Origin of the sequence: Pseudomonas sp. ANT_H4 (assembly GCF_008369295.1) — a bacterium.
Taxonomy (GTDB): domain Bacteria; phylum Pseudomonadota; class Gammaproteobacteria; order Pseudomonadales; family Pseudomonadaceae; genus Aquipseudomonas.
This window is the reverse complement of sequence record NZ_VOBG01000017.1, coordinates 106,561-123,132: the sequence shown is the minus strand read 5'-3', so window position 1 is coordinate 123,132 and position 16,572 is coordinate 106,561. Positions and strand designations below refer to the sequence as shown.

General features: G+C 61.6%; 13 protein-coding genes and 2 pseudogenes. 2 read left to right on the top strand and 13 right to left on the bottom strand.

Translation table 11 applies throughout. From position 1 onward, the window contains the following. Positions 1-125: 125 nt before the first annotated feature. Both FQ182_RS20660 and FQ182_RS20655 read left to right on the top strand, forming a co-directional pair. Positions 126-506: pseudogene (locus FQ182_RS20660) on the top strand (MFS transporter); the annotation flags it as partial. Then, a complete protein-coding gene (locus tag FQ182_RS20655; protein WP_149414635.1) occupies positions 506-1,483 on the top strand; it encodes a D-glycerate dehydrogenase in 978 nt (325 codons plus the stop codon). The pseudogene FQ182_RS20660 and the gene FQ182_RS20655, both read left to right, overlap by 1 nt. 298 nt (positions 1,484-1,781) lie before the next feature. On the opposite strand, the pseudogene FQ182_RS30740 reads toward FQ182_RS20655, so the two are convergent. The 13 genes and pseudogenes from FQ182_RS30740 to FQ182_RS20590 form a co-directional block, all read right to left on the bottom strand. Continuing rightward, positions 1,782-1,889, bottom strand: a pseudogene (locus FQ182_RS30740) (outer membrane lipoprotein carrier protein LolA); the annotation flags it as partial. A gap of 368 nt (positions 1,890-2,257) precedes the next feature. Continuing rightward, positions 2,258-3,217: a D-isomer specific 2-hydroxyacid dehydrogenase family protein gene (locus FQ182_RS20645; protein WP_149412415.1), complete on the bottom strand. Its 960-nt coding sequence runs from the start codon at positions 3,215-3,217 to the stop codon at positions 2,258-2,260. After that, positions 3,214-4,392: an acyl-CoA dehydrogenase family protein gene (locus FQ182_RS20640; protein WP_149412414.1), complete on the bottom strand. Its 1,179-nt coding sequence runs from the start codon at positions 4,390-4,392 to the stop codon at positions 3,214-3,216. The genes FQ182_RS20645 and FQ182_RS20640 overlap by 4 nt, the downstream gene beginning before the upstream one ends. A 34-nt stretch (positions 4,393-4,426) precedes the next feature. Then, positions 4,427-5,437 (bottom strand): ABC transporter substrate-binding protein, encoded by a 1,011-nt coding sequence (locus FQ182_RS20635; RefSeq protein WP_149412413.1) that lies wholly within the window; start codon positions 5,435-5,437, stop codon positions 4,427-4,429. A 13-nt stretch (positions 5,438-5,450) separates the two neighbouring features. Next, a complete protein-coding gene (locus FQ182_RS20630) occupies positions 5,451-6,134 on the bottom strand; it encodes a peroxiredoxin-like family protein (protein WP_149412412.1) in 684 nt (227 codons plus the stop codon). Further along, entirely contained in the window at positions 6,131-7,477 is a 1,347-nt protein-coding gene (locus FQ182_RS20625) for an LLM class flavin-dependent oxidoreductase (RefSeq protein ID WP_149412411.1), read from the bottom strand. Before FQ182_RS20625 ends, FQ182_RS20630 begins: the two co-directional genes overlap by 4 nt. 12 nt (positions 7,478-7,489) lie before the next feature. Further along, entirely contained in the window at positions 7,490-8,464 is a 975-nt protein-coding gene (locus FQ182_RS20620; protein ID WP_149412410.1) for an ABC transporter substrate-binding protein, read from the bottom strand. A gap of 261 nt (positions 8,465-8,725) precedes the next feature. After that, complete coding sequence (locus FQ182_RS20615) at positions 8,726-9,088, bottom strand: ferredoxin family protein (RefSeq protein WP_149412409.1); 363 nt, start codon at positions 9,086-9,088, stop codon at positions 8,726-8,728. Beyond that, positions 9,085-10,665 (bottom strand): FAD-dependent oxidoreductase, encoded by a 1,581-nt coding sequence (locus tag FQ182_RS20610; protein ID WP_149412408.1) that lies wholly within the window; start codon positions 10,663-10,665, stop codon positions 9,085-9,087. Before FQ182_RS20610 ends, FQ182_RS20615 begins: the two co-directional genes overlap by 4 nt. A 10-nt stretch (positions 10,666-10,675) precedes the next feature. After that, the gene (locus tag FQ182_RS20605; RefSeq protein ID WP_149412407.1) at positions 10,676-13,129 is read right to left on the bottom strand and encodes a TonB-dependent siderophore receptor; all 2,454 of its coding nucleotides are present in this window, start codon (positions 13,127-13,129) and stop codon (positions 10,676-10,678) included. Positions 13,130-13,242: 113 nt separating this feature from the next. Continuing rightward, positions 13,243-14,079, bottom strand: coding sequence for a TauD/TfdA family dioxygenase (locus FQ182_RS20600; RefSeq protein WP_149412406.1), 837 nt, complete (start codon positions 14,077-14,079; stop codon positions 13,243-13,245). A 102-nt stretch (positions 14,080-14,181) separates the two neighbouring features. Continuing rightward, a complete protein-coding gene (locus FQ182_RS20595) occupies positions 14,182-15,765 on the bottom strand; it encodes a rhodanese homology domain-containing protein (RefSeq protein WP_149412405.1) in 1,584 nt (527 codons plus the stop codon). Continuing rightward, positions 15,762-16,370 (bottom strand): cysteine dioxygenase, encoded by a 609-nt coding sequence (locus FQ182_RS20590; protein WP_149412404.1) that lies wholly within the window; start codon positions 16,368-16,370, stop codon positions 15,762-15,764. The genes FQ182_RS20595 and FQ182_RS20590 overlap by 4 nt, the downstream gene beginning before the upstream one ends. Positions 16,371-16,572 lie beyond the last annotated feature (202 nt).

Sequence of the window (16,572 nt, the reverse complement as noted above, 5' to 3'; positions counted from 1 at the left end):
GACTCAGTAGCCCACAGAAGCTCCATCTACTCCCCCTAACCTATGACCTGAACTAACGATTCGATAATTATTTTCTAATTTATTGTTTATAAAATACTTATGTCCTAACGTTTATCAAGCCCCAGAATATTGCCTTCTATGGCTCGTACGCACTGGGCGCCGAGCACTTCTGGTGGTCGTACACGCTGCTGGTGATCGCCGGGGCTTGCATGTACGCGCCTTATGGACCGTTTTTCGCCATCGTCCCGGAGATTCTTCCGGCCAACGTTGCCGGCGGCGCCATGGCGCTGATCAACAGCATGGGGGCGCTGGGTTCGTTTGGCGGGTCGTATCTGGTGGGTTATCTCAACAGCAGCACCGGTTCCCCTGGCGCTTCGTACCTGCTGATGAGCGGCGCATTGATGCTGTCGGTGATCTTGACGATCTTTCTCAAGCCCGGTGCCAGTGACCGTGAACAGCCTCAGGCGGCTTCTTTGCGCCCCCTCGAATTGAAGGTAAGAACCTGATGAAAAAGCATGTCGTGCTCTACAAAAAACTCTCCGCGCCACTGATGGCCCGCCTGCATGAACAGGCGAACGTCACGCTGATTGAATCGCTCGACGAAGGCGGCCTGGCGCAGCTGCGCGACGCCTTGCCCAGCGCCCAGGGGCTGCTGGGAGCCAGTTTGCGCCTGGACGCAAAGTTGTTGGACCTGGCGCCACACCTGGAGGCAGTGGCCAGCGTGTCGGTGGGTGTCGACAACTACGACATCGACTATCTGACCCAGCGCGGCATCCTGCTCAGCAACACCCCTGACGTGCTCACCGAAACCACCGCCGACACCGGTTTCGCGCTGATCCTGGCTACCGCCCGACGGCTGGTGGAGCTGACCAATATGGTCCGCGCCGGCAACTGGAACCAGAACATTGGCCCGCTGCATTTCGGCAGCGACGTGCATGGCAAGACCCTGGGCATCATCGGTATGGGCCGCATCGGCGAAGCCTTGGCCCAGCGTGGGCATTTCGGTTTCGGCATGCCGGTGATCTACCACAGTCACTCGCCAAAACCCTTGGTGGAGCAACGTTTCGGCGCGCAGTACCGCAGCCTGCCGCAGCTGTTGGAACAAGCCGACTTTGTTTGCCTGACGTTGCCGCTGACCGCTGAAACTCAGGGTTTGATTGGTGCTAAAGAGTTCGCACTGATGGGCCCAAAGACAATCTTTATCAACATCTCTCGCGGCAAGGTGGTGGACGAAGCGGCGCTGATCGATGCCCTGCAACAACGCACGATCCGCGCCGCCGGGCTGGATGTATTCGAGCGCGAACCGTTGAATCACGATTCGCCGCTGCTGCATCTGAACAACGTGGTCGCCACCCCGCACATCGGCTCGGCCACCCATGAAACACGGGAGGCAATGGCGCGATGTGCGGTGGACAATCTGCTGACGGCGCTGGCGGGAGAGCGGCCGAAGAATCTGGTTAACGAAGCCGCCTGGAAACACTGACACCAGGAACAATACTTTTAAAATCAAGGGGTTGGTATGGTCGTCTCACCACGGGCTGACCATCTCATTAACGCTCCTGCCCTACCTATCGGCGCCTCGCTTAGGCTCAGCGTGCCCGAACGAAGGCATTGCTCCGTGGGTCGCCGCGATGGGCCATCCTTGGCCCAGCGCGGCTAAACCGGCGTCCTGCCGGTTTACCCACTGCGCAACACCTGCGTTCGGCCTCTGGTTTTATGGGCAGGCAGATCAAGAGCCAGCGCCATCCGCTTTTCTGTAGGAGCGAGGGGGACGCCTAGTTCTTGCTCGCGAAGAACCTGAGGGCACCGCGGTGATTCAGGAAGCCAGCGTTATCGTTAACGACCATCGCGAGCAAGCTCGCTCCTACAGTGGACAGTGGGCAGTAGATCCGCTTTTGCTTCTCACCACTCAGGTCGGCTACCAGGCCGCCGTGCTTTTGCTTTTGATCTTAGGCGCCCCGTTAACCACGATGGCTGAACGCAGGCATTGATCCGTGGGTAAACCGGCAGGACGCCGGTTTAGCCGCGCTGGGCCAAGGATGGCCCATCGCGGCGGCCCACGGAGCAATGCCGGAGTGAAGGCATGCCGAGCCTAAGCGAGGCACCAAGTGGTGGGGCAAGAGCGCTTTGCTTACTTTCGCGCTTTTCGAAAGTGAGTCGCTGTAAGAGCGAAACCGCCAGCAGCCGTTACCGAAATAACGGATATGCCCCCAGCCAGCCAGCCCAGCCCGCTCCCACCTGTTGATCTCTGTTCGGCTTAGTACCCGCGCTGGGTATCGGCCAGGTTTTCCAACCGCAACCCACTGAGATACCGCTCCAGATTACCCAGGAAACTGTCCGCGATATCGTTGCGACTATTCGTTGAGATCGCCGACGTATGAGGCGACAGCCGCACGCGGGGATGGGCATAAAGCGCATGCCCATCCGGCAACGGTTCGGGCTCTGTCACATCCAGGGAGGCCAGGCCGATGCTGCCGGTTTCCAGGGCTTCCAGCAGTGCGCCATGGTCCAGCAGGCCGCCACGGGCGATATTGATCAGGTGCAGGCCCGGCTTGGCACTGGCGAGCACATCGCGGTCGACGATATGCCGGGTCGACTCCGTCAATGGTGCGGCCAGCACCAGGTGATCGGCGCGGGAAAACAGGTCATGGATATCTCGCGCCGCCTCAACACCTTCCACTTCGAACTGCGCCTGGCTTTGCCGCAGCGCTACGACCTTGATGCCCAGGCCCAGAGCCTTCTGCGCCAGGCTGCGGCCAATGGCGCCGAAGCCGAGAATCCCCAGGGTCGTGCCCTTGAGCGGTGTCAGTGCAGTGAAATTCCACTGCGAGTCATGCACCCAGATATCCGGCAAATGCTTGGTGCCCGCGAAGATCGACGCCAGAGCGAACTCGGCAATGTTCTCGGCGGCGCTGCCCCGGGAGGTGCTCACCGGCGGGCCGTTGAACAGCCATTTTGGGTAGAAGTCGATACCTGACGACACCACTTGAATCCAGCGCAGCCCATACGGCCAACCCGGTGGTGGCGTGTTTGGAGCCTCATAGCCACGCACATTGATGGGCCGTGCCAGCAAAATAGTGACCTGGCCCGGCAAGTCGCTGGGCACCCCGGCCGGTACACCGATCACCTCGGCGTCGGGATGGGTTAGGGCCAGGCGTTGGCGGATAACCTCGTTGAAGTCCTCGTCCAACTGGCTGGCGATAACGATCTGACTCATGAACGTTCCTTCTGGCGTTGAGCGAATACGGCTTTGCCGACCCCTTGCAGCACGGCGTCGTTCTGCGGTGTGTGTACCCGGCTGCACAACACGTCGCGGTAGTGCCGCTGCAGCGGGCTGTGGCGTGACAGGCCCGGATTACCCGACGCCTCGATGGCCAACTCGACGGCGCGGATGGCGTTGCCAGTCACCAGGAATTTCAGTTGTGCTGCGTTGGCGGCCGGTGTGTGGCCTTCGGCAGCGGCATCCAGCAGGCTGCGGTTGGCGAATAGCAAGGTGTCGATATGGCCGACGGTTTCCTGGAAGCGCGGCAAGGTCGACAGTGCGGCGCCGAGGTTGGACGGTGTGCGCTGTTCCAGAAAACCCACCAACCAATCCCGTGCGGCCTGGGCCACGGCGTCATACACCGAGGACAGCAACACCGACATCCACAGGAAGCCGTCGCCATCAAGTTCCGCTTGCGGCGCGCTCCAGGGACTGACGCTGACGGCGTGGTCCAGCGGCACCAGTACGTTGTCGAACACCACTTCATGGCTGCAAGTGGCGCGCATGCCCAGGTGATCCCAGGTGTCGATGATGCTGATGCCGGGGGTGTCCTTGCGCACCAGCCAGGCGCCCACCAACGGGTCTTCATCACTGCTGCGTGCCCAGACGCTGAGCCAGCTCAGGCCGTGGCTGCCGGTGGAGTAGATCTTGCGGCCGCTGATACGCCAACCGGCAGTGGTGCGCCGGGCGATGGTCGCCGGCAAGCCGCCGCGTGCGGGCGTTCCCAGGTCCGGCTCGACCCGCAGGGCATTGATCAGCGCACCCTCACGCACCGCGTCTTCGGCGACTTTAAGGCGCAAGGCTTGCGGCCAGTTTTTGCTGTCTTGCAGGCGCGTGTGTTGCAGGTACTGCATCACCAGAATCAAGGCTGTGGAAGGTTCTCCCTTGGCAATCGCACTGATGGCCTTGCGCGCCTGGGCCAGGTTGGCACCGCCACCGCCCAGGGCCTTGGGCACGGTCAAGGCGACCAGGCCGTGCTCGTGCAGCAGCTTGAAATTGTCGTGGGGGAAGGCGCCACTTTCGTCATAAATATGGGCGGTGGCGGCCAATTGGGCGCCGATGCTTTCCAGCAGGGCTTCGAAATTGGCCACTTCCACGGAGCGTAATGAAGGTTGAGAAGAAAGGCTCATGGTCGGTTCACTTCATCAAAAGGTGGGTGTTGGTTCATATCGGCAACAACTTGAACTGCCGATCCCACAAGGGGCTGACATCCAACCGCTCGTTCAACACGCCGGCATTGAAGAACAGATCCGCTACTTCCTGCTGGGACGCGATGGCCTGGTCATTGACCTCGGTCACGCTGTAGGGCTGGCTGCGGCTGTTGTACATGTCGAGGAACACCGCCTTGTCCACCCCCAGCAACTGTGCCGATTTCGCGGCCCAGGGCTCGGGGTTGTTGTTCATCCACTCTAGGGTCCGGGCCTGGCGCTGCAAGTAGTCCTGGATGGCCTGTTTGCGCAGCGGGTCTTCCAGCGCGGCGGGGCGGGCGGCGATCAAATAGTTGCCGGACAAGTAGCCCAGTGCGGTTTTCAGTACGCGGGCGCCGCTGCGGAATTTCGCCAGTTGGATAAACACGCCATAGATCACCCAGGCATCCAGCTGGCCACTCTGGAACGCGCTGAAACCGTCCTGGGGCGTGAGCGGTACGGCGGTGATGTCGTTCATGGTTAGCCCTTGCTCCAGCAGGGCCTTGATCAAAAAGTAATGGGATGTGGTGGAACGCACGTAACCCACTCGCTTGCCCTTGAGTTGCGCTACCGATTCGAGTTTCGAGTCCTTGGGAATCAGGAACACCTGGTTATTCACGTCGCCTTGCAGCACTGCAATCAAGCGCGGCTCGCGGTGGCTCTGGATCGAGAAGATCGGCGGGATCTCACTCATGCCGCCAATATCCAGGCTGCCGGAAGCCAAGGCTTCGACGATCAGGTTGCCGCCGGCAAACTCGGCAAAGTCGACTTTGTAGGGCCGCTCGGCGGTGCCGGCGTCGTCGCTGAAGTACGAGTCCTGGCCACGGTAGGTGGCGACTGCCAGCGTCAGGTCGGACAGTTTTGTCGGTGCCCCGAAGGCCCGCGGCGCCAGCCCCAGTGATGACAGGCCCAGCGCCCCAAGGGCCAGCGAACTGGCGGTGAGAAAGCCGCGACGATTGAACTGTCCCTGTTTGATCGTATGGGTCATGGTCAGGTCCCGGTCAGATGGCGATCGGCAGGGGCGCTTGCCCCAGCAGCTGTTCAACCACGCGCAACACCGGTTCGGCTTCGGTGCGCACCAACCAGTCCGGGCTGACCTGGGTAAAGACCACGCGGCCGTCCTTGGCGATCACCACCACCGTCGGTTGCGGCAATTCCCAGGTCCCGGTACCGGTGGTTTCGCCGATGCCCTTGCCCTTGGTCAGCGCGGCTTTGCGCGAGGCTTCGTCGAAGCTGTAGAGGACGCCCAGGCTGCGCCCAAGGGTGTTGTCCGGGTCGCTGGCCACTTGCAGTTCAAGGTTGTGGCGGGTCTTGATTTCCACCAGGCGCTCAGGCACCTGCGGGCTGACAGCTATCAGTGGCACCCCCAATTCCCGCAGGCGTGGGTAGAGCTGGCGCTGGTAATAGGGCAGGGCGATGTTGCATGCCGGGCAGCCGGCGAAACGGAAGAAAATCAACACCGCCGGGCCGTCTGCGAGCAGCAGTTCACGGTTCAGTTCGCCGCCTTCAACCTTCAATAATGTGAAGGGCTCCAGCACATCACCGACCTTGACGAAATCCTTGCCAGGGGCTTCATCCACCAGGCGTTGGCGTTGATTGATATTGACCTGCAGCGCTGCCGGCGCCCAGGTTGCCACGCGTTCGGCGTGCAAGTCCGCCAACTGGCGGTTGAGGGATTCGCTCATGCCACTGCCCCCTGCTTTTCTTCCACTTCAATGGCCGTATGACGATTGGCCGGAACATCCAGGCCCAGATTGTCCCGCAGGGTGACGCCGCTGTATTCGTCACGAAACAGCCCACGCTGTTGCAGCACCGGCACCACCAACTCGGTGAAGTACTGCAAGCCGTCCGGCAGCAGCGAGTTGATGATGAAACCATCGGCCGCGCCACCTTCGAACCAGGACTGGAGGGCGTTGGCGACTTGCTCCGGTGTGCCGACGAAATCTCGCCGTGGCCGGGAGAAACGCAAGGCCACTTCCCGCAGGGTCAGGCCTTCGTCCTTGGCCAGTTGCTTGATGCGGTCGCAGCCGCCTTTCTGGCTGTTGGAACCCAGGTCGCCCAGTTCGGGGAACGGTGCGTCCAGGGGGTATTGGCTGAAGTCATGGTCATTGAACGGTCGGCCGAGGGCGACGATGGCGTCCTCCACGGTCACCAGTTCCACCGCTTGCTGGTAGCGGCTTTCCACTTCGGCTTCATCACGCCCGACAATCGGGCGAATGCCTGGCAGGATCGACAGGTTGTCGGCATCACGGCCGAAGCCCTTGGCACGGAGCTTCAGATCCTGGGCGTAGGCACGGGCTTCTTCAAAGCTCTCACCGTGGACGAAAATCGCATCGGCATTCTCGGCGGCAAAATTGCGTCCAGCCTCGGACGTACCGGCCTGGAAAATCACCGGCTGGCCTTGGCGGGAGCGGGCGATATTCAGCGGGCCCTTGACCGAGAAAAACTCGCCCTTGTGTTCCAGGGCGTGCAGCTTGCCAGGGGTGAAAAACTCGCCGCTTTGCTTGTCGTAGGCAAAGGCGTCGTCTTCCCAGGAATCCCACAGGCCCTGGACCACCTTCACGTGCTCCTTGGCGATGCGGTAGCGCACGGCGTGGGGCGGGTGTTCAGCCTTGCCGAAGTTGTCGGCGGTGCCGCTAAGCCACGATGTCACCACGTTCCAGCCAGCACGACCGCCACTGATATGGTCCAGGGAGGCAAACTGGCGTGCCACCTGGAACGGTTCGGTGTAGCTGACGGTGACGGTGGCCACCAGGCCGATATGCGAGGTCAGCGCGGCGAGGGCCGAGAGAATAGTCAGCGGCTCAAACCGGTTGAGGTAGTGCGGGCTGGACTTTTCATGGATATGCAGGCTGTCGGCGATAAATACGAAATCGAACTTCGCGCCTTCGGCCAGTTGCGTCTGTTGTTTGTAGAAACCGAAATTGACGCTGGCATTGGCCAGGGCCTGCGGATGGCGCCATTCGCCCCAGCCATGGCCGACGCCATGGACCATTGCACCGAGTTTCAGTTGGCGTTGCTTGCTCATGGTTCTGCTCCTTTAGCGGGAAGCCTGGTTAAGGGGAACACGCTTTGCGTTGAAGCTTTTGTCGAAGCCTTGGGAGACCTCGATATGTTTGGTGAGGATGCCTTCCTGCTGATAGATGTCAGCGGTGGTTTGCAGGCCGCTGATCACCGTGTCGTCAATCTGTACCGGCTCCATTTGCGTGGCCTTGGCGACGGCCACGTGCACCGCCAACGGCAGGCCGGTGACTTTGGCCTGGGCGGTGGCGTATTCCTGGGGATGGGCGTTGGTCCAGCGGTAAGCACGGTCGACCCTGGCGACAAAGTCATCCAGTTGTTGACGCTTGCTGGCGATCGCCTGGCTGGTGGCCGCCAGGTACAAGTGGTTGGTCAGCAGGGTGTTGCCGCTGGCCAGGACTTTGGCCTGGCTTTGGGTGGTGACGATGGTGGTGTAGGGGTCCCAGGTCGACCATGCGTCGGCGCTGCCGTTGTCCAGCAAAATCCGCGACTCGCTGGGCAGCAGGTAAATGAACTGCACATCCGCAGTGCTCAAGCCGACACTGCGCAGGGCCTTGATCGCCAGGAAATGACCGATAGAGCCACGGGTGGTAACGATGCGCTTGCCCTTGAGGTCGCGGGCATCGTTGAGCGGCGAATCCTTGAGGGCGAGAATGGCGGTGGTGTAGCGCCCCTCGGCGTGGATGATACTCACTACCTTGAGCGGTGCACCGGCACCGAGGGCAAACACGTAGGGCGCATCCCCCAAGGCACCGATGTCGACGGCACCCGCGTTCAGCGCTTCACCCAAAGGGGCGGCGGCGGGGAATTCGGAAAACTGGATCTCATAGGGTACGTCCTTCAACTCGCCGGAGACTTCCAGCAGCACCTTGATCGAAGACTTCTGGTTGGCTACCAGCAGCGGTTGCAGGTCGGCGGCCTGTGCCGTCGTAACCAGGCTCAGGGCGAAAGTGCTGCTCAGGAGCAAGTGTTTGAGGGGCGTGGTAAATACCATGAGGTGAAGGCTCCAGGCTGATCTTGAGGTGGTTCGGTTACCTCCGCCTGGAGAAGGGGTCGGTGAGAGAGGTAACGTTATTCCCATAAAAACTGGCTGTGAAGTTCTTTTTGGTTATAAGTTAATTATTAAAATTACTGATTATCTGTAATTTGATTATTCTATTTATGCATTTATAAGGGTTTGGGATGCTTCCTGCGTGACGCTCGGAGCTCGTCACCTAAGCAAGGTGGTTTGCGCGGTGGGTGTCGGCATGAACCTTCAACTTTTAGCGGCTTCAGCAAGCCCCCGAGCCAGCACAAACACCCCATCCATCCGCCAATGCTCATTGATGTACCTGGGGTCACCAGCCCATTCATTCCACCCCGAATCCCGCCGGTACTGCCCCAGCAACCCGGCCTTACGCACTGCTTCAGGTTCGGGATGGCGTACTTGCTCGCAATCCGGGTCCACATATAACGCATCGCTGGCGCAATACAGTTCGCACATGAAACACGTCTGGCAGGCCTGCTGGTGGATGATCTGCGGCTTGGCCTGTGCGTCCAGGGTCAGGACGTTGGTGGGGCACACTTCAACGCACTTGCCGCACCCTGTGCACAGGTCCTGATAAATCAATTCGATCATTGGGCGTGGCCTTGTAAAGAAGGGGTGAGAGGGTCAAAACGCGTGCGCAGTTGGTCCACGCCGGCAATGCGCAAATGGGCGTCGAACAGCGGATTTTGGTTGGGTGTATCGCTGCGCTGGTGCATGCCACGGCTTTCCTTGCGTAGCGCAGCGGCGCTGTAGCACCAGCGGGCGGTGGCGGCCATCGCGGCGATTTCGCGGGCGCGCAGCGGGTTGGTGGGGTCGGGTGACAACCCTGTGTGGACTTGGTCCCAGACGTTTTCCAGAACGTGCAGAGATTGATCGAGCTGATTGCCGGAGCGGAACAGGTTTTTCTCCAGCGGGTGGACTTCGCCCTGGATGCGTTGGATCAAATGATCGAGCTGAGTGACGCCAGGACGAGCCTGCAACCCCGCACCGCCAAAGCCTTGCAGCGCAACCTCACGGCCTGACTTCTGCCGAGCCAGTCGGGCCGCGCCACGCCCGGCCCATTGTCCCGAAGACAGCGCCCAGGCCGAGTTCTGCGCGCCGCCGCCGGAAGTCGCCCCAGCGATCAGTTCACGGCTGGCGGCATCACCCGCAGCAAACACGCCGGGCACGGTAGTCTGGCAATCATCGTCAATCACTCGCAGGCCGCCGACGCCGCGGATGGTGCCTTCGGGGTGCAGGGTGACGGGGAATTTGTCTCGCCAGGGATCAATGCCGTGCCGGTCGAAGGGCAGCATCAGGTTTGGCTGAATGCTCGGCAGTTGCGCGCGGAGATACGCCGGTACCCGATTCAAGCGGCAGTACACCGGGCCATTGAGCAAGGCCTTGGCCAGGGCGTCGGTGAAGTCGGGACCGATGGCGATGTTCAACGGCCGGTCAGCGGCGTCGAAATACTCGCCGAAGCTGTACACCATCGAGCGGGTCATGCTGCTGCCAGCCGCCGCGATGCAGTAATAGCTGGAGAACTCCATGCCGGAGAGTTCCGCGCCAGCTTCAGCGGCCATCAGGTAGCCGTCACCGGTGTTGGTGTGGCTACCCAGCAATCGTGAGAGAAACGCGCAGCCACCACTGGCGAGCACCACCGCTGGGGCCCGAACCTGCCAGTTACCGCCTGCCTGGCGACGCCAGCCACGGGCGCCGGCGACGCTTCCTTGATCGTCGCGCAGCAGCTCCAGGGCTGGGTGGTGGTCGAGGATGATCACGTCGTTGTCCAAGGCCAGGCGGCGCATGCCGCGCAGGTACTCCGGGCCGCGCAGGCCGCGGTATTGGGTGATGCCTTGTTCGTTTTGGGGAAAGTCGTAGTGCCCGGCCAGAGTGGGCAGGCTGGCCCAGGTGGTGTCGATGATCCGGGCCATCCAGCGGGCATCGGCCAGGCCATAGGCGCTGCCCAGGCGTTTGTCAATGGCGGCCTCCCTTGCGCCTGGGGTGGGCGGCACCCACCAGTGGCCGGGACCAGCGGTGGCGGTGACGCCGCTGGTGCCGCAGTAGCCTTTGTCCACCAGCATCACCCGGGCGCCTTCGCGGGCGGCGGCGACGGCGGCCCAGGTGCCAGCTAGACCGCCGCCGATTACCAGCACGTCGGTGGTCAGGTCGAGTGTGGTCAATGTCATGGCCAGGCCCTCAAAAGTTGTACGCCAGTCGCGTGTAGTAATAGGCGCCACCAAAGCCGAAGGGCGAGAACTGGCCGTATTTGTAGCCGCCGGCCCAGTCCTTGATACCGTTTTTATCCGGGTAGACGTTGAACAGGTTGTTCGCCCCCAGCGCCACGGTCAGGTGCTTGGTGAGGTCATAGGCGGCGTCCAGGTCGCTGATCCATTTGGCGCTGAATTTGCGGTCGTTCACCGGGTTGTTGTCGCCCTCGGTGTAGCTACCGAAGCGGGTCAGCGCCAGGTTAAGGGTGTAGGTGCTAACTTTCCAGTTGGCCGCCAGGATCAGTTTTGACTGCGGGGTGGCGACGGTCAGGTCCTTTTGCAGGCGGCGGTCGAACAGTTGGTAACTGGAGCCTAAGCTGGCGAGTTTGGCTGGGGTGTCCTGCAGTTTCTCGATCTTGGTCTGGTTCCAGTTGTAGGCGGCGCTCCAGTGTACTTGCCCGTACCCCTCCAGTTGCTGGCGGTACTCGTTGACGATGTCGATGCCTCGGGTGCGAGTGTCCACGGCGTTGGTGTAGTACTGGGCAAACAGGCCGGGAGACAGGCCGTTGGCGGCGAGAATCTGCGAGACAGCCGGGCCGCCCAGCAGGCTAGTGGAGACGATACGATCGCGGATGCCGATTTGGTACAGGTCGGTGGTCAGCCGGTAGTTTTGCGTGGGCTCATAGGTGAAGCCGAAGCTGTAGTTCAGGGACTTTTCCGGCTTGAGTTTTTCCGCGCCCAGGGCTTGGGCCTCGGCGGTGTCCACCGGCAGCACCTTGACCGGCACCGAGACCTGCTCGCCATTGATCACGCCGCCGGAGGTAAAGGTGGATGAGGCATAAATCGTCTGTGCCAGTGACGGCGCACGAAAACCATTGTTGATAGTGCCGCGCAGGGCGAACTCGGGGGTGATCTTGTAGCGCGTGGACAGTTTGCCGCTCCAGGTGCTGCCGATGTCCTGGGTGTAGCGCTCGTAACGTGCCGCCGCACCGACGTACCACTTGTCCGTCACATCCAGACCCAGGTCGACATAGCTGGCGACGTTGCTGCGGCTGATCTCGCCGGCATCGGCTGGGCTGGTGCCGTTGTAGGAGGCCAGGCCCGGCAGCGGTGTACTGCCGGCAAACGGGCCGCTGGGGATCACGTAGTTGCCGGGTGTGTAGGAGGCGTAGTCACCGGCCTCGATCTGGTATTTCTCCCAGCGATATTCAAAGCCAAACGCGGTTTGCAGAGGATGGCTCAGGCCAATGTCAAAGGTGCGACTGAAGTCCAGGTTGTTGGTCCACTGATCGAAGATCTGCGAGGCCAGGTTGAACGAGGTTGGGCTGGTCGGCCCCCAGGACGGGTTGAGGGTGTTGTTGGCATTGAGGGTCGAGTCGTCTTCGCCCCAGGTCGAACTGACGTCGTAATCCCAACCGCCCACCAGCCCCTTGAAGCCGGCCGCCACCTGGAAATCCTTGGTGCGGTTACGGCGCTGGGCGTGGATACCGTCGGGGTAGGGCGTGTTCGGGTCACCGGCCAGCGAGTAGATGTCATTGGGGCGATAGTTGCCGGTGACCTTGGTAGTCTCCATGTAGCTGGCGGTGGAGAACGAGTAGAACTTCAGGTCATCCTGGATCGGCAGTTCGAGATTATAGCTGGCGTTGGTAACCTTCTCCCTGCCCAGTCCATAACTGGGGTTCCAGCCGTGGCGATTGACGCTCTGGTCACGGCTGTCGGGGCGCCCGGCGCTGCCGTAGAGGTTGCCGGTGGCGCTACCTGTGCGGTCGAAAGGCTCCTGTTCCTTGCTGTCCAGTGAGAGGCTGGCGAAGCCGTCGTTGGGCAGGGCCAGGCCGTAATTGACGGTCTGGTGCACGGTGTCGCCGTCGCCACTGCCGTAGCGGCCGAAGGAGGTTTCGGCGCTGCCACCGCTGTCGTTTTCCTTGAGGATGATATTGATCACCCCGGCGATGGCGTCTGAACCGTATTGCGCCGAAGCACCGTCGCGCAGCACTTCAATATGGTCGATGGCCGACACCGGAATCAGGTCCAGGTTGACCGGTACCGCCGCCGTGCCGATACGCGCCAGGTTGTTGATCAGTGCGGTGTTGTGCCGGCGCTTGCCGTTGACCAGCACCAGCACCTGATCCCCGGACAGGCCGCGCATGGTCACCCCGCGCACCGACCACGAGGTGCCGCCGCCGTTGATTGCCGGCAAGTTGACGGAGGGCAGCAGCCGGGCGAGCAGTTCCTTGAGGCCGACCTTGCCGCTGGCCTGCAATTGCTCGGCGCTGATCACGTCGATGGGCGAGGGGCTGTCGGCGATGGTGCGCATTTGATTGCCGCGATTGCCGGTGACCACCACGGTGCCGAGGGTCTTGTCGGGGGCGTCGTCGGCCTGGACGCTCACGGTCAGCAAGCTCAAGACTGCCGCCGCGCAATAATCGAATCTAAAAGCACTCATGACACAAATTCCTGAAAGATCTTGCGGCGAGGGAGCTTGTTCCCTCGCCACAGAAAAGCCCTCTAGCGACAAGGACTGGGCCAGATAGAAAGAGTTGCAGGGAGGCTTGTCGATCAGGCCGCGTTGGCGGTTCTTACCCGATGGGGAATGTCGTCATAGGCGATCAGTACCCGCTCCATGCGGCGCGGGTAGTCGCCGTAGTTGTAGACCGGGTAGTGCAGGGTCGAGCGGTTGTCCCAGAATGCCACCGAGTTCTTGCGCCATTTGAAGCGCACCTGGTGTTCTGGTTTGTTGAACTCCAGTAGCAGGCGGTCGATCAGTTGCTTGCTGCGCTCGGGCGTCCAGCCAATCACCGACGGGTTTTGCGAGAAGTTGATAAACAGGCCGTCTTCGCCGGTTTCCGGGTGGGTGCGAACCAGCGGGTGGGCGAGGATCGGGTAGTCGTAGCCGACCTTGTCCAGGGCTTTCTTGAAGTCGTGGACCACGTGCAGGGTGTCGATTTCTGCGCGCAGTTCATCGGGCAGGGCGCGATAGACCGCACCGGTGTCGGCCCACAGCGTGTCGCCGCCTACCTCTGGCAAATCTACTGCGCGCAACACGGCGCCGAGAGTCGGGCGCAGTAGCCAACTGGTGTCGGTGTGCCAACGGCCGCTAATCCTCGGGCCGTAGAGCTTGCGTTCGTCCTGGGCTTCGATCAGGTGAGCTTGTGGGCGGGCTGGATCGTTTTGCTGGGTGGTTGGGTGCACATACAACTCGCCAAATTGCTGGGCGAAGGCGATCTGCTGTTCGGTGTTGATGGCCTGGTCGCGAAAGAACAGCACCTTGTGCTTGAGCAGCAACTGGCGCAGCTCATTGCGCAGCACTGGCGTCAGGGGTTGGCGCAGGTCGATGCCAGCAATTTTGGCGCCGAGGGTGGGTTCCAGGCGGGTGACGTGCAGGGTGGCGGACATGAATAGCTTCCTCTCGATCGTGAGTTCAGCCTCCGCCTGGAGAGGGGTCGGATGTTCAGGGTGTTGCCCCGGCGATTTTCACAATGCCGGGGCGCGGATTGTTCAGATCACATAAAAGCCGTGGGTACCGTCGCGGGCCAGTTGGTCCACCAGGCCATATTCCCAGTCGAGGTAGGCTTGCATGGCTTCGCGGGGGTTGTCGGTGCCTTCATAAGGCCGGCGATAGCGGTCGATGCGCGGTGAGGCGAGGTAGCTTTCGCCTTCTTCCAGGGGCAGTTGCGCGGCGAGCCAACTGGCGGTGCCGTTCTGCAGCAGGAACACTTGCTTGCCGGTCAGCGCCTCGACTTCGGCCACCGCCAGGCGCGCCAGCTGGCTGCTGCCGCAGGTCAGCACATAACGCTGGGCCGACGGTACCTTGGCCAGGGCGGCGGGCAATTGCCCACGCAGGGCCCACCATGCGCCGGGGATATGACGTTTGACGTAATTGACGCTGCTGGTGAAATCGAGCACTACGGTGTCGCCATGGTTCAGCCATTCAGCCAGGGTATGGGGGCTGATGGTCTCGGCCTGTTGCGCGTCCGGCACCGGTGCCTGCCATGGGCCTTGGGCGCTGAAGTGTGCAGGTTGCAGGTCATCCAGCACATGCACCTCCCAACCCAGTTGCGCGAGCCAGGAGGCGGACATATTGGCGCGCACACCATCGTCGTCCGCCAGCACCAGGCGGGCACCCCGCACGCTGGCGACGTGATCGGTTTCCTGCACCAGTTGGCCGCCCGGCGTGGAGCGGGCGCCGGGCAGGTGGCCGGCTTCGAATTCTTCCGGGGTGCGTACATCAAACAGGTAGGTGGTGCGCGCCGGTTCCTGCTGCCAGCGTTGCAGGTCGGCAAGGGTGGCGCGGCCGACGCGGGCCTTGTCGGCAACGCCACGGGCGTCCTTGGCAGCGACCTGGCGATGTTCTTCCGAGGTGGGCGCAAAGCACCGAGCCTGGCCGTGTTGCAGGGCCTGACCGGCCAGGGTCCAGCCGATGGTGCCGTTGCGCAGCGCCGACACCGGGTTGGCGATGCCGGCGTTGATCAGTGACTGGGTGCCGATGATGCTGCGGGTGCGTCCGGCGCAGTTGACGATGATGCGGGTGGACGGGTCCGGTGCCAGTTCACGGGCACGCAGTACCAACTCCGCGCCCGGCACGCTGATACCGGTAGGAATGCTCATGGTCTGGTATTCATCGAAGCGCCGCGCATCGAGCACCACCACGTCGGCCTTGCTGTCGAGCAGGGCCTGGACTTCTTCAGCGGCCAGGGATGGTGTGAGGCGCTGGCTTTCCACCAGTTCGCCAAAGGACTTGCTGGGCACGTTGACGTCGATAAACAACTCACCGCCGGCGCTGCGCCAGCCGTCCAGGCCACCCTCCAGCAGGCTGACCTGGGTGTAGCCGAGCGCCTGTAAACGCCCGGCAGCAATACCCGCCAGGCCTTCGCCGTTGTCATAGACAGTGACGTGGGTATTACGCCGGGGAATGCGCGAGTACACCTCAAGTTCCAGCTTGGACAGCGGGATGTTGGCGGCGAATAACGGGTGTGCGTCGGCAAAGGGGGCTTCTTCACGCACGTCGATGAGCGCGACTTCTTCATGGTCCAGCAGTGCCTGGCGAATCTGGGCGAAGGAGCGGGTCGATGCAGTACTCATAGGGCATGGCTCTCTTTGGACAAGTCCCAGATGTTGGGGAGAAAAGCGTTGGAGTAACCGGAGATAAACAGTTTCTCGCTGCCGTCAGGCTGGTACACCGCGCGGCGCACCGCACCGATGTTGGCGCCGTAGACGTGGATGCTGATGGACACCTGGTCACTGAAGGCATTGCTGACTTGATGGATGTCGCCGATCTTCGGCGACACGGCTTCCACGTGGCCCGGCGCAAGCTGTATGCGCTTGCCCTCGGCGATCAGGGCACCGTTGGCATCGCGCTCGAAGCCCTGGGAGTACTCGGAGCCGCGCAACATGCCGATCAATCCCCATACACGATGATCGTGAATCGGCGTACTTTGCCCCGGCCCCCACACGAAGCTGACAATGCTGAAGCGCTGCCGCGAATCGGCATGTAGCAGGTATTGCTGATAACGCTCGGCGCTGGGTTGGGCAAATGCCTCCGGCAGCCAGTCGTCATAGCTGACCAACTGGGCCAGCAGCTTGCCGCCGCGGTGCAGCAGGTCGCCTTCGCGGGGGTTGCCGTCGATCAATTCCGCCAGGGCACCTATGAATGCCCTGAGTCTTTCCGGGTGTCGGTCCTGGGTCATGACAATTCCATTGTGGGTGATTCGTGGCGGTGACTTTATCTAAGCATAATGTTTGTTTGTAATATGCTATTTTTTAATGATTAGGTTATAGCTGAAAGGAATTTAGAACCCATTTGAATAGCGTTAGACGTTATCGATAGGCCTCTGGGCTATCCAGATACCCCTAATGGAACTATGCTTTCGGACTATGTTTTTCACACAT